Below are 19463 nucleotides of genomic sequence, written 5' to 3' on the forward strand. Positions count from 1 at the left end.
TTCGATGATATGCCAATCCCCCTTTCCTCCGGCCGCTGGCATACTTACCCGATGAACGCGCCATCCGACCTCTCTCAGCTCTCCCCCGATCAGCTTCGCCACCTGGCGGCATCGCTGATGTCGCAGGTCGAGCAGCAGGGACAGGCTTTGGCGCAGAGCCAGAAAACGCTGCACCACACCGAGCAGGTCAACCAGAAGCTGGCCTATGAACTGGCACTGCTCAAGCGTCATGCCTTCGGCAAACGCAGCGAACAGCTCAACGTCCTTCAAATCAGTCTTCTGGACGAGGTGGTGGATGCCGACATCGCGGCCATCGAGACCGAGTTGGAAGACCTGGCCACCCCCGACACGCCGCCAGCGACCAAGAAGACGCCTAAGCGCGCCCCTTTGCCCCCTGAGTTGCCGCGCACCGAGATCCATCATGATCCGGAGAGCGAGCTCTGTAACTGTGGCTGTCAACGGCGGCGGATTGGCGAGGAGGTCAGCGAGAAACTCGATTACACCCCGGGCGTGTTCCACGTCGAACGCCATATCCGCAGCAAATGGGTCTGTGACCAGTGCGAAACACTGGTCCAGGCGCCGATGCCAGCACAGATCATCGACAAGGGCATCCCCACCGCCGGCCTGCTGGCTCAGGTGCTGATCGCCAAATATGCCGATCATCTGCCGCTCTATCGCCAGGAGCAGATCTTTGGCCGCGCCGGCGTACCGATTCCGCGCTCCACTCTGGCGGAGTGGGTCGGCATCTGCGGCGTACGGCTTCAGCCTCTGATCGATGCTTTACGCGACCTGCTGCTCAATGAGCCGGTACTGCATGCCGACGAGACCCCGGTGCCGATGTTGGCTCCGGGGAAGAAGAAAACCCACCGAGCCTACCTCTGGGCCTATGCCACCACGCCCTATGCGGAGTTGAAGGCGGTCGTCTACGACTTCAGCGAGGGGCGCGGCGGTCAGCATGCTCGCGACTTCCTTGGCGACTGGCGAGGCAAGCTGATCTGCGACGACTATAGCGGCTACAAGCAGAGCTTTGCCAAGGGCGTGACCGAGATCGGCTGCATGGCTCACGCACGACGCAAGTTCGTCGACTTGCACGTGGCCGACAAGAGCCAAATCGCCGGGCAGGCCATCGCGCTAATCGGCCAGCTCTACCAGGTGGAGCGCGAGGCACAATCACTCACCGTGGAAGAGCGTCAACGACTGCGGGAGACGCGAGCCAGGCCCATTACTGACGCGCTGTACCGCTGGATGTTGGCTCATCGCGAGAAGGTCCCGAACGGCTCGGCGACGGCCAAGGCATTAGATTACAGCTTGAGGCGTTGGGGGGCGCTAACGCGCTACCTCGACGACGGTGGGCTACCCATTGACAATAATCGGGTGGAAAACCTGATCCGCCCTTGGGCGCTCGGCCGTTCCAACTGGCTATTCGCCGGGTCACTGCGCAGCGGCCAGCGCGCGGCTAATATCATGAGCCTGATCCAGAGCGCCAAGCTCAATGGCCATGATCCTTACGCCTACCTCCGAGACGTTCTGGAGCGGCTGCCGACCCACAAGGCCAGCCAACTCCACGAACTCCTACCGCAAAACTGGCAAAAACCCGCCTGATCACACGCCAGCGGTGATTGGCGGACGCTTACCATCAATGCCGCTATATGCCATCTCATTGTCTCGCCTTGTTCGTACAGCCTCTTTCGTCGTGCGAAGGGCTTTGGATACCGTCCAAATTTACGAGATAAGAAACCGGAAGGGGCCCATCTACGAAGCAGGGTCAATGCCCATCAGGAGCCCACCGGGTTACCCTTCTGGTCAGAGAGAATGGTGGCTAATAACACTCTTCGTGGTTGTTGATTAGCTACCAGCAGGCTTTAGCAGTAATTTGAACACCCGCAAAGCGCCCATCGATTGCATTAGGTATGATAGTTAGCAAGTGTTAGCTTTGGGGCCAGCCTACCTTGGCCGTGGCTGCAAAACGTCAACAGCCCCTAGGGGCCAAACGTTTGGCCCGATAGCCAGCCTTCCGCGCGCATGCTTCGCAGGACATCATCGGCAATCATACGTGCACCGATTTCGTTTGGGTGATCGTCGTCGAAGTATAGAGGTCGGCCGTCTGGGAGTTGGGCGATGCAGCGACCGGGTATGAAACTATCGCAGAACAGGTCGGCCGGCCGAATGCGAAGGAGACTGTCATTGGCTGGGATGGCGTTAAGATTAGCTCTTGCGGTGTCGCTGCGCTCCTGATAAACCTGATTGCTGGTGGAAAGGGGGGGCGAAATTTCTCCCTTCAGAAGGGCCGTTCTGGCCAGATACGTGGGGACATTCCAGCCTACCTCGGGTATTGGGTAAATAAGTATAACTCGGTGGCCTCCTTGGATGAGCCCGGCTACAGTTCTACTAATAGCCTGCCCCACTTGCTCAATCCGGTCTTCCTTGGAACCACCATTCCAGCCGTTTGGAAATACAGCTGCATCGCCACCTAACTCTACCCCGCCTTCTCGGTTGTTGAAGCGGGTGCCATCAGTATTCAGAGACCACCGGGCGATCAATACGACAGTGCTAGGTGCGGCCTCGTTGGTCAGGTAGCTGAAAAAAGCCGCGTTATGTTCGGGGCACTTTGTGTCTCCATGACGACGAACACCGATCGTCGGTTGACACCCACTATGTGTAAATGGCTTAACTGGAATCATTTTGGGCCGAAGCCTTTCGCTCAACTGCCATGCGAGTTCAACTCCGTGACTGTCGCCCCAAACATAGATTGGCGTTTGGTCCCCATCGCCGATTAAACAGGTATCTTCGGGCGAGTCTGGGTTGTGACAGCTACCTCGATAGGGGCTAGTACTGTCCTTCCATGCACTCAACTCAGAAGGAACAGCATTTCGCGAGGTATGTCCCTGACTCGCCCAGCCGAGCCCACCGACGAAACCGAACACGAAGCAACCAATAACAGCGCCGGATAGTACCTGTTGCCTTGATAACTTCAGACGTTTGTGAGCAGGAACCTCTATAGCCACTCGGGTCAGCCAAGCCAATGCGAGAGTCAGGGCAATTAGAGACCAATAGCCCCAGATCGGCACACCCTCGAAGAGACGGATTCTAGCAAAGGCGAATAGTGGTTGATGCCAAAGGTAGGCGCTATAGCTAAGCAGGCCGATTCCGACCAGCAGGCGCATGCTGAGTATACGTCCGATAAGTGTTTTGCTATTTGCGGTGAGAATAATCAGCGCGGTTCCAAGGACGGGGAAGAGAGTCCAATAGCTAGGGAAGGGTGTGGTTTCGTCGAAGACAAACACTGCGTAGGTGATCATTGTCAGCCCTAGCAGACCGAGCAGTTCGTACAGTGTTTGAGTTCGTCGCGTGTTCTGGTTCGCGTCTATGAGTTTTGGTGCGCGCGAGTGTTGCAAATAAAGAGCCACCAGAGCGCCGACACCTAGCTCCCAGGCTCTAGATGGAAGTAGATAGAAATTGGCACCAGGATTAGAGGAGGAGGCTTGTTGTGCGAGCCCTAAACTAGCCAGCACGCCGAGGCCGATTATGAAGAATAGGTATTTGGGTAAAAAGCGGTAAAGCGCGAGAAGTAGTGGTGGATAGAGAATGTAGAACTGCTCTTCGACTGCCAGTGACCAGGTGTGAAGCAGTGGCTTAAGTTCGGCGGGATCGGCAAAATAGCCACTTTCGCGCCAGAACAGGATGTTAGAGGTGAAGGTGGCAACACCAATCAAGCTTTGGCTGAAGTTCTTGAACTCGCTCGGCATCATCCAGAGCCAGGCGAATGGAATACAAGCAAGGCACACGACGAACAGAGCAGGGAGGATACGCCGAGCTCGGCGTTCGTAGAAGCGCCACATGGAAAAGCTGTCTTGGGCCATCTCTTGGTAGACGATGGTAGTGATTAGGTAACCGCTAATGACAAAGAAGACGTCTACGCCGACGAAACCACCGGAAAATATTGAGAAGCCAGCATGGAAAAGGATGACCGGAAGGACTGCGACGGCACGAAGGCCGTCTACTTCAGGGCGGTAATGCATGGAATAACCTTTCCCCTAGGTGTGAGAATTCGCTGGTGTAACACAAGAGGCATAGTAGATGCTTTCATTCTTTAAGTGAAGCTTGAGGCCGATTAAGTCTGGCTCAGCAGGCGATTGGCAACTCTGTTCGCAGTAAGTCGCAGAGTGAGGTTGTTCGCTGACACAACGCTAGGAGCAGATGGCTAGTGCCACACCACTCGTTGATCGAAATGGCCAAAGCCATTCGTCTGGAACTCTGATCTGCCCCGCTAAAAACGGACACTTGGTTAAGCACTGTTTTTGAGCTCGTAGTCCATGGGACTTACGTAACCCAAAGCACTGTGACGTCGTCGGCGGTTGTAATCAACTTCAATGTATTCGAACACATGCTGGCGAAGCAGCTCCTGGTTCATTATCGGTTCCCAGTGGATTGCTTCCACTTTCATTGAATGGAAGAAGCTTTCCACGCAGGCGTTGTCCCAGCAGTTCCCTTTACGGCTCATACTTTGACGCAACTGATGCGTTCGCAGCCGGTCTCGGTAGGCGCGGGAACAGTACTGGCTTCCCTGATCACTGTGGCAAATCACCCCTGTGGGGAAATTACGTCGCCACAGCGCCATTTCCAACGCATCGCAGACCAGGTCTGCGGTCATCCTGGTATTCATGGACCAGCCGATGACAGAGCGCGAATAGAGGTCAATGATGACGGCCAGATACAGCCAGCCTTCAGAGCTCATCAGGTACGTGATGTCACCGGCCCACTTCTGGTTCGGTGCGGTCGTCTCAAAGTCCTGCTCTAGTAAGTTGGGCGCCACGGGCAAGCTGTGGTCGCTGTCTGTGGTGACGACGAATTTGCGGGCGGCCTTCGGCACCAACGATTGGCGCCGCATACTGGCGCCAATCGTTTTGACATCATAAGAGTGGCCATCGTCCGCCAGCGTGGCCTGGATGCGTCGGGCTCCATCGCGCCGCTTGCTCTGGCCGAACGCCTCTTTCACGCGGCGATCAAGCCTTTCCCTGGCTTGTTCCAGTTGACTGGGCTGAAACCGAGTTTTCTGCCATGTGTAATACCCACTTCGCGAGACCCCGAGCACAGACGCCATCCGGATCACGGAAAACCTGTGACTGTTCTCAAGCATGAAGCTGTAACGCTTCACTTTTGGTTCTTGGCGAAGTAGGTCGCCGCCTTTTTTAATATGGCCAGCTCCTCTTCACGCTCGGCTATTTGGCGCTTCAGCCGGGCGTTCTCGGCAGCCAGTTCAGACTCGCGCTCGGAGACATTGGCCTTCTTTTTCGCTGTCGAGCGCCAACCATAGATTTGCGATTCATGGATACCTAGTTCTCGGGCGGCGCTGGCAACGCTGGTTCTTTCTGCGAGTTTCAGCGCTTCGGCCTTGAACTCATCGGAATAACGGGTGCGCTTTTGTTTGCTCATCGTGGATCACCTCATAAGCGGATTGTACTCGCTTAACGCGGTGTCCAGAATCAGTGGGGCGGATCACTCTCCACCTGTTAACTACGTGCTAGAATGTATAGCCACCGCAGATACTTTATAGACACTGAAAGAGTTAATGTCCTGGAATGTGTATCTTGACCCTGTCGCAAAAAGTAGCCTAATAAGGTTATGTCAAGAGGGATTTAAGGGTTCTTACTGCTTTGTTGGCTTTGCCTTTGAGCTGTACCTTATTGCGAATAAATGAACTTACGTCGTTCATGTGGCCAGCAGTCTGAAGAACAGACCATTACAGTGCACGACCCGCAACCTTCATAGACAGCGGACAACAAGCGACCTTCATAGTCGCCCCGTAAGCGCGCGGATACCCATCCGGCACGGCTGGCAAGACGACCTATTGGTCTAGCGGCCAATCGCGCTGCACCAGCATATAGAATGTGACGCTGATTGCTTTTGGGTAGTAGCTTAACGGGGCAGCGGCGACCTTGATGCCCTATTTGCAGGTTCGGCATGGATACTTATGCTGCACATGACGGATCACCTTGAACCGTGCGGGCACCACGTGACATTCCTAGCTAACATTTTCACCAATGACCGTTAGCGCTGTGCCATTGTCCTGACAGTGGCGAACCGCTTCAACCCGCGAAAGCTCATACGGCCACCTTGGGAGCGGCACTTCGCCGTCGCGCGCCCGGCCGCGGTGTCGTCAACGATATCGTTGTCTGTCACATCGGTGTCGCTGTTTTCCTCGTCAACTGCCACTTTCGGTCGTTGATAAGTAAGTCCTTCAGATCCACCTTATGTTTCTCGGTGTAAGGATCGAATTGACGCTCCAGGGCCAACCGTAAATGCTTAAATATCAACTGTTTGGTGGCTACCCACTGGGCGTCTTTTTCTCCATCAGCGCCAATTTGTCGCATCAGCAGCGGCCAGCTTTCGCTCAAGCTGGGAGAAGAAAGCGGCGCTTTTCATACCGCCTAATTTACCAAAACTGCCGACAAAACAGGAGAAAAAGTGCTAACCAATCTGCTGAAAGTCTAACGCTGTGTGGGGCTGCATGGCCTATAAGTTTACTCCATCCAACAGCCAGTTAGGTTCTTGGCCTGTTAACGTGACGGTGGCGACTTCCATTTGCGCTGGCTACTTAAATCGTTCGTGCTCCAAGTGCTTCTCCCACGTCAAAAGGTCGGTGAGGGTTAACGTCTGCGAGTTGGCGTAATCATTTAACGGCATTTTCAGCGCCGCTGCATGAAAAAGCTACCCTAGCCAAGAGGCCTGGGGTGATCTTCAAAGCCAAAGAGATCGCTAGTGTGGCCACTTAGATGAGGTAAATAATTTTTTGGAGCGTTTACGATGCGACAACAGTACGGGTGTGGCACAATGCCGCCCGAACGCCGAAGAGGAGTAAGGAATGCGGAAGTCTGAGTACAGGCCTGACATTGATGGGCTCAGGACGGTTGCCGTCATGAGTGTTCTGTTATTTCATGCTGGTTTCTCCTCTTTTTCCGGTGGGTTTATTGGCGTGGACGTTTTCTTCGTTATCAGCGGTTACTTGATCACGATGATCATCAAAGAGGAAGTAGAACGCACCGGACATTTCTCGTTTTCCAACTTCTATGTGCGCCGTATCAGACGGCTTTTACCTGCCTTACTTTTCACTCTAGTAGCATCGCTCTTGCTGGGAGTATTTCTGTTCTCCCCTCAGCACCTTGAGCGACTAGGCAAATCCACCATTACCGCTCTATTCTCTGTCTCCAACTTTTTCTTCTGGTCAGAGAGTGGTTATTTCGATACGGCATCCGACCTGAAGCCTTTGCTGCACACATGGTCGCTGAGTGTTGAAGAGCAGTTTTATCTTGTCTGGCCGTTACTCATTTGGCTGTCGATCAGGTATCTGGGGAAATACGCTCCTTGGTCAATAGCAACACTTGGCGGATTCAGCCTGCTAGGGGCTGTGATAATGCTTGGTCATGATGCTAGCGGTGCTTATTTCCTGACGCCAGTCAGGGCCTATGAATTTGCCATTGGCGCCGTGCTGGTGTGGGTTTGCCAATACCGTTTGAGAAGTAATGTGCTAATGGAGCTATTGCTCCTCGCCGGCTTGTCGATGGTGCTTATACCGGTGTTCATATTTGATGAGAATACGGCGTTCCCAGGTGTGGCTGCCCTAGCTCCGTGCCTTGGCACAGCCATGGCAATCTATGCCGGCCAAGCTAGGTTCGCTGGCATCATACTTCGCAATCCGGTTGCGGTGAAGATCGGCCTTATTAGTTATTCCCTCTATCTGGCCCATTGGCCTATATATGTCTTCTACAAGTACTACGTCTTCCGGGATCTTGTCCCAGTTGAGAAGTTTGGAGTTGTTTTTACCTCCATCCTTGTTGGCTGGGCAATGTACAAATTCATCGAAATCCCTTTCAGGAAGACAAGAGGGCACCACGCACCGAAGCGCAAAGTATTTGCTTCATACGCAGTGGCAGCCGCCTCACTTGCTGCTCCGTCAGCCATGATTTCGGCGAACCATGGCCTTGAGTGGAGACTCCCGGACGAGATAAGAAAGGCGATCTCTGAGCTGCCAGAGAAAAACTCTGAGACTTGGGTGCATGTACAAGGTCCTGAAGCGCCAGCAAACCAAGATTTTTTCTCAGATGAGAGGGTTAAGGTGTTAATAGTTGGGGACTCACATTCTAAAGATACCTATAATGCCCTATATCTTGATGGGTATTTGAGGGATATAGCGGATATAAGACGCTCGGAAATGGATGAGGCGTGCCTGCATATTTTTTCTTCCTTGAATAGTTCTGATAGTGAGTCAGCAGATCCCAGGTGCCGTAACATGGCGAGCTCGCTAGTGAGCAGCGATAATTTCTCTAATGCAGAAGTGGTTGTTTTTTCAACACGGTGGTCTTGGTCAACTATCAAATACATTTCTGACTTCAGCGAATTCTTAGAAGAGCATACAGATGCCAAGCTTGTACTCCTTGGGCGGTCGCAGGAGTTTAAGGATGTTCCTGACCTCATAGTGAGGCATGGTCGACTGAGCGGGGCAGATAAGTTGCTGTATGATAATAGAATTGAGACTATAGATAGGTTGAACGATAAAGTAGAGGATATATCAAAAGAAGTTGGTGCTGGCTACATAGATAAGCAAAAATTAAGCTGTGATTTTAGTGCAAGAAAATGCCCTGCTTTTGATGATAATGGAAATATTATTTATTATGACTATAGTCACTATACTATCCCAGGTGCGAGGTTTATCGGAGGGAAGATGAGAAGAGAAGATTTCCTTACTGAGTTTCTTTAGAATTCCTGGTTGCTGGCAATCTCATGAAACGCGTCAAGTAGATTTGACTTGTTTCTTGCTTTATTTAACTCCGTGAAGTCAGATTTAATCCCCTTTCAATGTCTCAATATGATTGCGAACTTCGACCAATAGAGCGGTCTCAACGACATTTTTCCGTTCTACTATCGCTAATAGATGTCGTCAATGAGGTCCAGGGTGGCGAGGGTCAACGATATCAGACATGTCTGAGCCGCAATTACTAGCAGAAACTGATCAGTGGATGATCCAGGAATTGAATCCCGGTCATTGCTTACGCTACATAATAATGACGGCAACGGGCAAAGGTGCCGGAGACAGTGACCACCGCGACTCTTGACCGCAAGGACTATCCTTGTGATCTCACATCTAAGTTGTCGACCAAACGAAAGGATTCAGCATGACCAAATCAGGACGTATGCATCGCTCTATTGCTGAGTTAAGCCGAGCCAAGAAGCGCTTGATCATGGTCGCCGCCGATCTGGTGGCGTTGCCGTTAGCTTTGTGGTCGGCTTATGCGCTGCGTTTTGCTGAGTGGTGGCCAGAGCGCTTTATCGAGCCTTTCTGGTGGCTGTTTTTTATTGTGCCCCCTGCGGGTGTCTTCGTGTTTGCTCGGCTGGGCCTTTATCGCGCCGTGGTGCGCTTTATGGGCCCCCAGGCGCTTTGGGCGGTGGTCAAGGGCTCGCTGTTAATGGCGTTGCTGATGTGGGCCGCGGCCTACTTCTACCAGTGGCAACAATTTCCGCGCTCGGTGCCGGTCAACTTCGCACTGGTGACGCTGGTGTATGTGGGCGGTACTCGCCTGATCGTGCGCAGTTACTATCATTGGTTGATCAAGCATTACACCGAGAAGGAACCTGTAGCCATCTATGGGGCTGGTGGGGCGGGCGCCCAGTTGGCCCTGGCGCTTTCCAGCGGGCGTGAGTTTTATACCGCTGCGTTCCTGGATGACGACCCGGCTCTGTGGGGTAGCACCATCAAGGGCGTGAAGGTGCATGACCCGGATGACTTCAAGGCGCTTGTCGAGAAGTTGGGCATTAGGCGCGTGCTGCTTGCCTTGCCGACGGCTACTAAAGCGCAGCGCAAACACGCGCTGGATAAACTGGCCGATTTGCCCGTGCGTGTGCAAACTGTGCCCTCCATGCCAGAGATTATTTCGGGTACGGCGAGTGTCGACCAGCTACGCGAGGTTGAACTGGAGGATCTGCTGGGTCGTGACCCGGTGCCGCCTCGTCAAGAGCTGATCAATGCCAGCATTCGCAATAAGGTGGTGATGATCACCGGCGCGGGTGGCTCCATCGGCAGCGAGATGTGCCGCCAGGTAATGCGCGGTAAACCCAAGGCAGTGATTCTGTTCGAGATCAGTGAATTTGGTCTTTACGCCATCGAGCAGGAACTGGCGGCGTTACGCATTGAGATGGGGGAGACGTTTCCCCTCATACCGCTGTTGGGTAATGTCTGTGATCGTAATCGAGTAGAGGCCGTCATTCGTCATTACGGCGTGCAGACGCTTTACCACGCTGCCGCCTATAAGCATGTCCCTATTGTTGAGAACAACGTGCTGGAAGGGGTGCGCAATAATGTTCAGGGTACCCAGGTGGTGGCAGAAAGTGCCGCGGCTTTAGGCGTTGAGCGCTGTGTGCTTATTTCCACCGATAAAGCGGTGCGCCCCACCAACGTGATGGGGGCAACCAAGCGCATGGCCGAGTTGGTGCTGCAGGATTTGGCCACCCGTTTTGCTTTGAAAGATAATCACCGCACTATTTTTTCCATGGTGCGCTTTGGCAACGTGCTTGGCTCCAGTGGTTCGGTGGTGCCGCTTTTCCGCCGTCAGATAGAGCAGGGCGGGCCGATCACCGTTACTCACCCGGATATCACTCGTTACTTCATGACCATCCCCGAGGCGGCGCTGCTGGTGATTCAGGCAGGCTCCATGGCAGAAGGTGGGGACGTGTTCGTACTGGATATGGGCGATGCTGTGAAAATTGTGGACCTGGCCAAGCGAATGGTTCAACTGACAGGTCTGGAAGTCAAAGATGCTGAAAACCCAGACGGTGATATCGAAGTAGTCTTCAGCGGCCTTCGCCCCGGCGAGAAGCTCTACGAAGAACTGCTGATTGGCGATAACGTGGTCGGGACCCTGCATCCTAAAATAATGCGCGCCCACGAAGAAGTGCTGCCACATAAAGAGCTAACGGCGCTGCTGAATGAACTGCGCGAGGCGGAGCGCAACCTGGATAGTCACAGCGCCTGCGCCGCGTTGAAACGTGGGGTAAGCGGGTTTTCTCACAGCGGTGATATGTGTGATCTCTTGCCCCTCAGCCGCCAACAGCAAGCTGCGCTGGGGGTTGAGTCTAACGCGGCAAGGCATTGATGCAGATCATTTTTGTCTTGACCAGCGATGCATGAATACCCGGTGCCCGCTTACGTGTTGCCAACGCCAAATATGAGTCACTAGCCCGCCTAACACCAGATTTTGCACATACACGCCCGAACTGACGGCAATGTAAGACTCAAACTGGTTGACCACTAACCAATAGACAAAGAAAGCAACCGCAAAGAGCGCCATATCATTGGGCATCACGCCTCCTCTCCAGGCTAGCCAAGTGCCTCGACCTACCCAAAATGCAAGGGCAGCAACCACGAGGACACCAAGCAGGCCATAGGCTACCCATACCTCGAGAAAGTAGTTATGCAGGTGGCCAAATCGTTCTTTAATTTCTGTTGGGAACCATGGGGTATGGTCCATCACCAGCCCGCGCCCTTCACTCCCCCAGCCAACCAAGGGACGTTCTTCTATCCACTCTAAAGCTGCACGCCAGCTGTGAATACGAATGCCGATACTCGAATAGGGTATAGCGCTAACATCTCCCTCTATCAGTTTTTCTACCACGGGGCTTTCTTGTAACAGCCGGTGTTTGAGGGTGCCTTGGAAAATGACAGTGACCGCAATGAAAACAATCAACAAGCCACTGGCAAAGACAATCAGTTGCCTAGCCAGGTGCGCGGGTTTGTTTTTTGAACGTAACAGCGCCTGAATCAACCACATTGCTGCCGCTACGGATATGGCAAGTGTCAGACCAAGCCACACGGCCCGAGTCTGGCCGATGGAAATGCCTGTCAGGCAGATGCCGATTAGCACCAGGGAAACCGCTATTCTCCAGGGAACTAATCGCCCTTGAACCCGGCTGAAGCGCGCAGTAAATGCTATGAGCCCTAGCAGTGCTGCTCCGAAGAGCATTGAGCCGTGTTGAGCGTTACGGTAGCCAAGACCAGCTCGCTTTCCATTTAATCCTGCCCACCACTCCTCAAGTCCGTTTCCATACGCAAAGGTCGCTATCAGCCAGCCCACAAAGGCCAACCCCCATATCAAAAGGGTGTTTCGGGTACTACCGCCCAGAAACCATGCGACGGCGATGAAGATAAACAGCTTGGCCAATCGGTCCAGTTTGGGGTTGCTTGCCGCCCATTCTGGGTGATGCCATACCGCCAGGCTCCAGGAAATGGTTTGTACTATTAGCGCAGCCAATAGCAGCCACAAGGGGGCGCTGTTTCGAATATTATTGCCATACGCTAGCACAGCACCCAGGCCGAGAAGGGCGCAAAGCGTCTCTGCCGGGCTTCCGATTGAGGGCAGCAAGATGGCGAACCCAGCATAAAGCACAAGGGTCAGTACGCCTGACCACCAAAGAACGCCAGGGCTTTTCCAAGTGGGATCGCTCTCCCAGATATTACTGAACCTCATGCTGTGTTCCCTTGACGATGGAGCAATTTGATACCCATTTGTCGATAACCATTAAGCTTGCAAGGTCTATTGAAACCGTTAATTAAATGACCACGAAGTTCAGCACGCCAGCCAGTGGCATCTTGAAGGTCGTCATCGCTTAGTCCGGCTTATCCATCATGCTTATTAATGAAGCCTTTTTATTTGCCCCACTGTATGAGTTTTGGAATGCGTCGGTTGTGCAGCAATCCAAGGGCATCACTGGCTACTATTTAGCCAGCAGGTCACGCCTGATGTGAGTTGTTCATCCGCCAAAAGGTACCGAGAGAGGCATAACACATTCAGGTGCTAATGGGCTTACGTATTCAAAAGGGCGCTAGGATACCAGAATCTACAATGGCGTCAGCCAAATTCATCATGGCATTTTCTGCGATGGGCTAATGCTGTGGGTAAATTGCCTGTCAGTGATTTTCCCAGCAGCGCAGTAATCGCGGCTTCTTCATCCAGCAGGTCGTACCTGCACCGAGGCTTATGTTGACGCTCAGGTTGAGTATGCCCGCGCCTTCTTCCTGATAGGCGTCGTCCTTGAACCAGGTGTAGTCCGGGACCAGGCTTGCGAGGAGGTTGTCGTTGGGCATTAAGCGAAAGTGTTTGTTGAGCCACAGCCCAACATGGCCGGTGTAGCTGTCGTAGTCGAACTCGGCTGTACGGTTGATACACGTGACGAATCGCTCACCCTGGCTGGCGTTGATGCCCTGGTCAGCCTGGAAAGAGACATCCAGCGCGGGGATGATGTCGTAACGGCCGTAACCGATCAATTGATAGCTGCTTTCGACATCCACTTGCTGTGGCGCGATTAGGGAATGGCTGTCGACGTTGCTAATGGGGGAAGAGGAAATTGTGTCTGAACGACGGGAAATGTTTAAACAGTAGGCCATTTTACCCGTTCCAATAGGTTGTTAGAGGTGTTATAGCTTGGGTGCGGTACTTGCTGAGGTACTATGAGGAATCCGGGCTAGCACCAAGGGTGGCTGTTAGTTAGAATTAAAATAGATTTTATTAGCTATCTGAGCCCTAGCCCTGTCTATGGCACAGTCCTATTAAGATAATATTTTATCTCTCGGATTAAGGTGTTGTGGATTATGAAGTACGTGTTATTTCGGTCTCGCCTATCTATTACCAGTGGAGCGGGGCAGTTAATCAAGCTGCAGGCTCAGGAGTTAAAGAAGCAACTTCACGCTTGCCAAGTGTATTGCGAGAAGAAACGTTTTAAGTTTTTCCTTTCAACAGGTTTGTGGGCTCGTAGAACACGTCTAAAATCCAATATGTTAGTCTTGCCAGATAAAAATGTATTTATAATTGATCATTCGGGCGTTGTGAAAAATGCAGACGTGAATTTTATTCATAACGTGGGGCAAGGGCGGGCGCAATTGACTCAAGAGGATCTTGCTAATGACCTAGCTGATAATGCGATAGCTGATACTCAAAGTCATGTGATTGCCAATTCATTTTTGGTTAAAAAAGTACTCAGGAATGAGGGGGTTGCGGCAGAGCGCATCAGCGTTGTTTATCCGTCTTATGATAAAGAAAGATTTAATGTTGATAAAAGGCTTGCTTTTAGAGAAGACGCACGCAAACAATTAGGCGTGGCGCCTGATAAAAAGCTGATTGGTTACATAACTTCTGGTAACTTCAAGAAACGCGGTCTAGATTTATTTCTAGATATCTGTGGACAATTGCCTCAATCAGATTATGCTTTTTTTCTGCAAGGTGGCGATAGTATACCAGATGAGTATCAGTCCCATGAGCTTGTCCGGAACGGTCAGTTAATCCATAAGCCCAAATGCAGTCATCCTGAGTTTTGGCTCAGTGCGCTGGACTTGTTTGTTTACCCAGCACGCTTTGAGGAGTTTGGAATGGTGATTCCTGAGGCCCTAGCAATGGGTATTCCAGTAGTGACATCCCGCTTGGTCGGTGCCAGTGAAATCTTACTGGATGACTATCAATCTTTTTTGATGGAAAAACCGGCATTGATACCCTTTGTTGAGACAATTAAACGATTAATGAGTGATCAAGACTGTTACCAAAAATTACAGCAATGTGGCTTTGAAAGTTTGCGCTATACCGATCAGGATTATTCCCAAAGAACTCTTTCTGTGATTGGGTCATTGAGGCCGTTATCTGAATCATCAGTACCATGAATGCTGAGGTTATATTCAATAGAGTTATATTATGTCAATTGCTTGAAGATGAGGCGTAGAAGGCATTGTAGTCAATCTGCCAGATGCTTTTGCGAATCAGGGCGATAAAGGGCCTTGAGCAGCAATCTGGAATACGCCTAATTCATCGGGAATCCTAAAAACGAGATGGCGAGTATTTCTCTCTTTTACAATCATGGTGTTACCGCCAGAATACGACTCAAGAGGACTACTCGCCATAGGTGAAAGATTGCCAGCCCGATCACTATCATGAAACAGGGAACTTCTGCAAAAAGGCAGAAGTAATATGCGCTGGAGAAAAGCGTTCCAGCCAACGTTCATCAATAGCGTAGCCGTCAGCGTCAAGAATGCCATCAACACGGGCTGCTAACGCCTCTGGTGTCATTTCACAAAGGTAAGCTTCCAACTCTCCTGTCATGATATCACGTACCCCGCCTGGACAATCGACCGAAACAATGGGGGTTTGGCAGGCCAGCGCTTCGAACAGTACGATACCAAGCCCTTCATGTGCCGAACTCAGGATAAATAAACGAGCATGATGCATCCATGGGTAAGGATTTAATTGGCGGCCCGCAAAAATAACGTTCTCAGCAATCCCAAGCTCAATGGCAAGCGCCTCCAGTTCTTTGCGTAATGGCCCCTCGCCGACAATCACAAGCGGAAGGGACGTTTTCATTTTGGCATACGCCCTCAGCAGGAGGTCATGGTTCTTTTGCGGCACCAAACGGGCTACGTTGAGTAAATAAGGGGAGTTGGGTCGCTCCGGGAAGTCATCTTTCATGGCCTGCTGGATGGCGGCTAAAGGGCATGGATTAGTGATGGTTCTCAACGATAACGGCTCTACCTTTAGCGCCTGCATTGTCGTCGCTATTTGTTTTTCGACCCCGTGAGATACGGTAATTAGATGTTTATTATGAAACAAGCAACGTGCTTTCAGTCGCTCCAACCAGGCATCGTGGCCTAAGGCTGGCTTGACGATATTTTCCAGGACGTAACAGGCGCGCGTGTCCTGGAAAGACCAAACCGTTTCGAAGGTGCCAATACCGCGAAAGATAATCCGGTCAAAAGAGCCGTATTGGCGCTCTAGGCGGCGTATTTCGCGCTGAAACAGTTTTCCGCCCCACCAGCCAGATAATATAAAATAGCTTTTGCGTAACACGCTATTGAGCAGGCGTGCGGCGATCTCGATGACGCCGCCTATACCTGATGTCCACATGGCACGTGAAAGCGCGAAATGATGAACATTTACGCGTTCATTACTCGGTTCCAACTGGGGTGGGCGCGACTTGAAATACATCAAGTGGCTCTCGTGTCCCTGTTCTGCAAAGCTGTCTGCAAGGTTCACCGCTACTCGTTCCATCCCACCAATTTTTAACGTACGAACGACAATCAATACCTTCATGAAGGTGAATCCTTTTGGTGTAGCGGAAGTTGCATAATAGGGTTGTACTTGGAGCGACTGACTACGGTGCCGATTTTCGATCAGTACAGTGTGTGTCTCGGATATTTCAGTACAAATTTGAAAGATATCCTTGAGAACAGGTGCCAAGGCGTTAGCAAGTAATCAGGCTGATATCGGGAAGTTGCAGGTGGTATCTGTTAGCGTGCCATGGAACCAGCTTACACGAAACAAGCCCCCAGAAGATGCTTTGATGATAAAGTCATTGTCAGTCAACTGGTTACGTTACTTAATGAATCAATAGAATGGTTAGGTATGTGTGGAATATTATCCACCTGAGTACCTGCTTGCAACCGTGCTTCCGGTGTTCAGCAAGGATTGCTTCACAGGCCGTGTCGAAACGAATTAGGTGGGCTATGGCATAGTTTCTGATATCTTAGCTCGGATTTCTCATAGCACTTCATTCAGTACCGCACCCAGGGCGTAATGCCCCTAAAAACCTATTGGTACGGCTTAAATGGCCTACTGTTTAACCATTTCCCGTCGTTCAGACACACTTCTCCCTTTCCCCCATTACTTACGAAAGGAGCAGGCTTTCTACAAGGGATAATTTTTAGTGTCGGATAGTTGCTGATCGCTCAATGAATTGAGCTCCTACAACCCCACATGTACTTGGTTTTGTGGAGGCTATCAGCCTTGTAGGCGCCAGACTTCGTCGGGCGATAGCCTTCGGTGGCGGGATGCTTTCTGATCGCTCAATGAATTGAGCTCCTACAAAACTCACCTGCATTAGATTCTTTAGGTTGGGGCATACTTCGATTAACAATTCGCTACACAACTCAAGCTGATAATGAAGTAAAGTTTGTCGGCTTTCGATAGCGTCTCAACTCATCATCAGGCCTGCAGGAAGCCCTGAGGGGAGGACTTCTGTGCACAATAAAGGCCGGTAAAGTATTCAAGGGAAAACGATGTTAAAAATGAAAAAAACACTCAGCTTAACGGCTAGTGCTTTGGTATTGGCATTGGGTGCCAGTCACAGCGTTGCATTTGATAAAAAAGTAACGGTTTCCGCTATCGCGGGTACCACAGGGTTCGGGGCTGATGCGTCTTGGCGTTTCCATGAGAACCTCGCCGTTACCGCTCGTTATACAAACGGTCTGGATGTTGACACGGATTTTGAAGAAGATGATGTGACCTATAACGCCGATTTTGAGATGAAGGCGTCTAGCGTCAAGATGGATTATTTTCCGTTCGGGGGCAGGTTCTTCCTATCGGCAGGCGTCATGATGCCGGATATCGAAGCAAACGTGGTAGGTACACCGGATAACGGCAGTACTTATGAATTTAACAACCGTACTTATACCGCCGCTGAGCTTGGTTCGGTTGTGGGTAACGCCACCGTTTCGGATGGTACCCAACCGTATGTGGCGCTTGGCTGGCGCAGTTCTCACCAGAGTGGGCTGTCGTTCTTCTCTGAGTTTGGTGTGGTCGCCACCAACGTTGACGTGTCGCTGAGCACTACCAATAACTTTGAAGCGGCGAACCCGCAGCTACAGCAGGATATTCGTGCTGAAGAGCAAAGCCTTGAAGATGATATCGATAAGCTGCCTGTCTTCCCCGTCGCTGTGCTGGGCGTTGCTTATACGTTTTAAGCGTTAACGTCTGTGGTTCTTTACCGCTAGCGGCAACTGATTCGCCAACAAGCTAGCCTTTATCGCCCGCCATTGCCTTTTAGGTATTGGCGGGCGTTTTATTGTGCTGGCTGATTGCGCAATGAATTGAGCGCTTACAACCCCAAATGTGATAGTTTTTTATTTAGGGAAAGCTATATAAGGATATAAAGATGGGCTCGCAGACTACGTGGCCGGAGATTCGTCATCACGGTGGGGCAGGCGGGGTAACGGGTAGCTGTCATCAGCTGATGGCGAGCAGTGAGCACTCGCTACTCGTGGACTGCGGGTTGTTCCAGGGGGAAGACGCCGCCGAGGATAGCCTGGCGCAGCTTGAGGTGGGCTTTGATATCAGCACGCTGAAAGCGCTGGTGATTACCCATGTGCATATTGATCACGTGGGCCGTTTGCCGTATTTGCTGGCCGCGGGCTTCAGAGGGCCCATCTTGTGCTCTGAGCCATCGGCGGTGTTGTTGCCGCTGGTGATTGAGGATGCCCTGAAAATTGGCTTTACCCGCAATGCACGGTTGATCGAGCAGTTTCAGGCGCAGCTGCAAAAGCAGCTGGTGCCGTTAGCCTATGGCAAATGGCACACGGTGGTGGATGATGATGCGCTTGCCATGCGGGTGAAGCTCAAGCGGGCGGGGCATATTCTGGGCTCCAGCTACGTTGAGGTGGCGCTGAACGATAAGCTGAAAAGCATGAAACAGCGGGTGGTGTTCTCGGGTGACCTGGGCGCGCCTTACACGCCGCTGCTGCCTGCACCGAAATCGCCGTATCAGGCGGATGTGCTGGTGCTCGAGTCCACCTACGGCAACCGCAACCATGAAGGCCGCCGCGAGCGCGGCCAGACGCTGAAAAATGCCATTGAGCAAGCGCTGACTAACCGGGGAACGGTGATCATCCCTGCGTTTAGTATTGGCCGCACGCAAGAACTGTTGTACGAGCTGGAAACCATCGTGCATGCCGCGCCGCCATCGTCTGACTGGCGCTCGCTTGAAGTGATTGTTGACTCACCGCTGGCGGCCCGTTTTACGCAGGTCTATCGCCGCTTAAAGCCGTTCTGGGATGCCGAGGCCCAACGCCGTTTGCGCTCAGGCAGGCACCCGCTGAGTTTCGATAATGTGTACACGGTGGATGAGCATGAAACCCACGAGCAAACTGTGCGCTACCTGGCCGAAAGTGGCCGCCCGGCGGTGGTGATTGCCGCCAGCGGCATGTGCGCGGGTGGGCGTGTGGTGAATTATCTGAAGGCGATGCTGGGTGACCCGCGGCATCAAGTGCTGTTCGTCGGCTATCAAGGCGCCGGTACGCCAGGGCGGGTTATTCAGCGTTACGGGCCGGATGGTGGCTGGGTAGAGCTGGATGGTGAGCGGGTGGATATTCGTGCGGGTATCACCACCATAAGCGGGTACTCGGCCCACGCCGGGCAGCGCGATTTGCTGAATTTCATCAAGCGCATGCGCCGCTGGCCACGGGAAGTCCGTTTGGTGCACGGCGACGACCACGCCCGCCAGGCGTTGAAAGCCTCCATCGAAGCGATGGCCGAAAAAGCCGGCCGGCCGATCGATGTCGTTTTGCCCTCGGTGTATGAGCCGTCGGTATATGAATAGGGTTTTGTGGCAGGGTGGTTGCCGATCGCTCAATGAATTGCGCTCCTTTGACCCCACCTGTACTTGGT

The 19463-nt window shown here is 52.3% G+C and carries 12 protein-coding genes; 6 read left to right on the forward strand and 6 right to left on the reverse strand.

Annotation, left to right across the window (positions count from 1 at the left end; translation table 11 throughout):
• Window positions 1-51: 51 nt before the first annotated feature.
• On the forward strand, window positions 52-1602 hold the full coding sequence (gene tnpC / locus HXW73_RS05255) for an IS66 family transposase (protein WP_186255920.1): 1551 nt from the start codon (window positions 52-54) through the stop codon (window positions 1600-1602).
• Window positions 1603-1979: 377 nt separating this feature from the next.
• Here tnpC and HXW73_RS05260 read toward each other — a convergent pair whose 3' ends face one another.
• From HXW73_RS05260 to HXW73_RS18010, 3 genes are all read right to left on the reverse strand, one after another.
• A complete protein-coding gene (locus tag HXW73_RS05260; RefSeq protein WP_186255219.1) occupies window positions 1980-4019 on the reverse strand; it encodes an acyltransferase family protein in 2040 nt (679 codons plus the stop codon).
• 266 nt (window positions 4020-4285) lie between these two features.
• A protein-coding gene (locus tag HXW73_RS05265; protein ID WP_186252975.1) for an IS3 family transposase occupies window positions 4286-5433 on the reverse strand; the annotation gives its coding sequence in 2 pieces (ribosomal slippage) (window positions 4286-5193 and window positions 5193-5433; 1149 coding nt in all).
• A gap of 511 nt (window positions 5434-5944) precedes the next feature.
• The gene (locus HXW73_RS18010; RefSeq protein ID WP_186255921.1) at window positions 5945-6013 is read right to left on the reverse strand and encodes an IS66 family transposase zinc-finger binding domain-containing protein; all 69 of its coding nucleotides are present in this window, start codon (window positions 6011-6013) and stop codon (window positions 5945-5947) included.
• Between the two features lie 849 nt (window positions 6014-6862).
• Between HXW73_RS18010 and HXW73_RS05275 the strand changes: the two genes are divergently transcribed.
• Both HXW73_RS05275 and HXW73_RS05280 read left to right on the forward strand, forming a co-directional pair.
• Complete coding sequence (locus tag HXW73_RS05275) at window positions 6863-8755, forward strand: acyltransferase family protein (RefSeq protein WP_186255220.1); 1893 nt, start codon at window positions 6863-6865, stop codon at window positions 8753-8755.
• 415 nt (window positions 8756-9170) lie between these two features.
• Entirely contained in the window at window positions 9171-11144 is a 1974-nt protein-coding gene (locus HXW73_RS05280; RefSeq protein ID WP_186255221.1) for a polysaccharide biosynthesis protein, read from the forward strand.
• Window positions 11145-11150: 6 nt separating this feature from the next.
• Here the strand turns inward: HXW73_RS05280 and HXW73_RS05285 are convergent, their stop codons facing one another.
• Window positions 11151-12311, reverse strand: coding sequence for an O-antigen ligase family protein (locus tag HXW73_RS05285; protein ID WP_240538719.1), 1161 nt, complete (start codon window positions 12309-12311; stop codon window positions 11151-11153).
• Between the two features lie 644 nt (window positions 12312-12955).
• A complete protein-coding gene (locus HXW73_RS05290) occupies window positions 12956-13432 on the reverse strand; it encodes an autotransporter domain-containing protein (protein WP_186255223.1) in 477 nt (158 codons plus the stop codon).
• Window positions 13433-13636: 204 nt separating this feature from the next.
• Between HXW73_RS05290 and HXW73_RS05295 the strand changes: the two genes are divergently transcribed.
• On the forward strand, window positions 13637-14695 hold the full coding sequence (locus HXW73_RS05295; protein WP_186255224.1) for a glycosyltransferase: 1059 nt from the start codon (window positions 13637-13639) through the stop codon (window positions 14693-14695).
• Window positions 14696-14960: 265 nt separating this feature from the next.
• On the opposite strand, the gene HXW73_RS05300 is transcribed toward HXW73_RS05295, so the two are convergent.
• A complete protein-coding gene (locus HXW73_RS05300; protein WP_186255225.1) occupies window positions 14961-16115 on the reverse strand; it encodes a glycosyltransferase in 1155 nt (384 codons plus the stop codon).
• A 965-nt stretch (window positions 16116-17080) separates the two neighbouring features.
• Between HXW73_RS05300 and HXW73_RS05305 the strand changes: the two genes are divergently transcribed.
• Window positions 17081-17764 (forward strand): hypothetical protein, encoded by a 684-nt coding sequence (locus HXW73_RS05305; protein ID WP_240538720.1) that lies wholly within the window; start codon window positions 17081-17083, stop codon window positions 17762-17764.
• Window positions 17765-17955: 191 nt separating this feature from the next.
• The gene (locus HXW73_RS05310; protein ID WP_186255226.1) at window positions 17956-19395 is read left to right on the forward strand and encodes an MBL fold metallo-hydrolase RNA specificity domain-containing protein; all 1440 of its coding nucleotides are present in this window, start codon (window positions 17956-17958) and stop codon (window positions 19393-19395) included.
• The last annotated feature ends 68 nt before the right edge of the window (window positions 19396-19463 follow it).

The organism is Halomonas sp. SH5A2, assembly GCF_014263395.1.
Lineage (GTDB): Bacteria > Pseudomonadota > Gammaproteobacteria > Pseudomonadales > Halomonadaceae > Vreelandella.

Bases quoted from the DNA above. Each gene is read 5' to 3' on its own strand.
- tnpC (WP_186255920.1), top strand. From the start codon at position 52: ATGAACGCGCCATCCGACCTCTCTCAGCTCTCCCCCGATCAGCTTCGC.
- HXW73_RS05260 (WP_186255219.1), bottom strand. From the start codon at position 4,019: ATGCATTACCGCCCTGAAGTAGACGGCCTTCGTGCCGTCGCAGTCCTT.
- HXW73_RS05275 (WP_186255220.1), top strand. From the start codon at position 6,863: ATGCGGAAGTCTGAGTACAGGCCTGACATTGATGGGCTCAGGACGGTT.
- HXW73_RS05280 (WP_186255221.1), top strand. From the start codon at position 9,171: ATGACCAAATCAGGACGTATGCATCGCTCTATTGCTGAGTTAAGCCGA.
- HXW73_RS05290 (WP_186255223.1), bottom strand. From the start codon at position 13,432: ATGGCCTACTGTTTAAACATTTCCCGTCGTTCAGACACAATTTCCTCT.
- HXW73_RS05295 (WP_186255224.1), top strand. From the start codon at position 13,637: ATGAAGTACGTGTTATTTCGGTCTCGCCTATCTATTACCAGTGGAGCG.
- HXW73_RS05300 (WP_186255225.1), bottom strand. From the start codon at position 16,115: ATGAAGGTATTGATTGTCGTTCGTACGTTAAAAATTGGTGGGATGGAA.
- HXW73_RS05305 (WP_240538720.1), top strand. From the start codon at position 17,081: ATGTTAAAAATGAAAAAAACACTCAGCTTAACGGCTAGTGCTTTGGTA.
- HXW73_RS05310 (WP_186255226.1), top strand. From the start codon at position 17,956: ATGGGCTCGCAGACTACGTGGCCGGAGATTCGTCATCACGGTGGGGCA.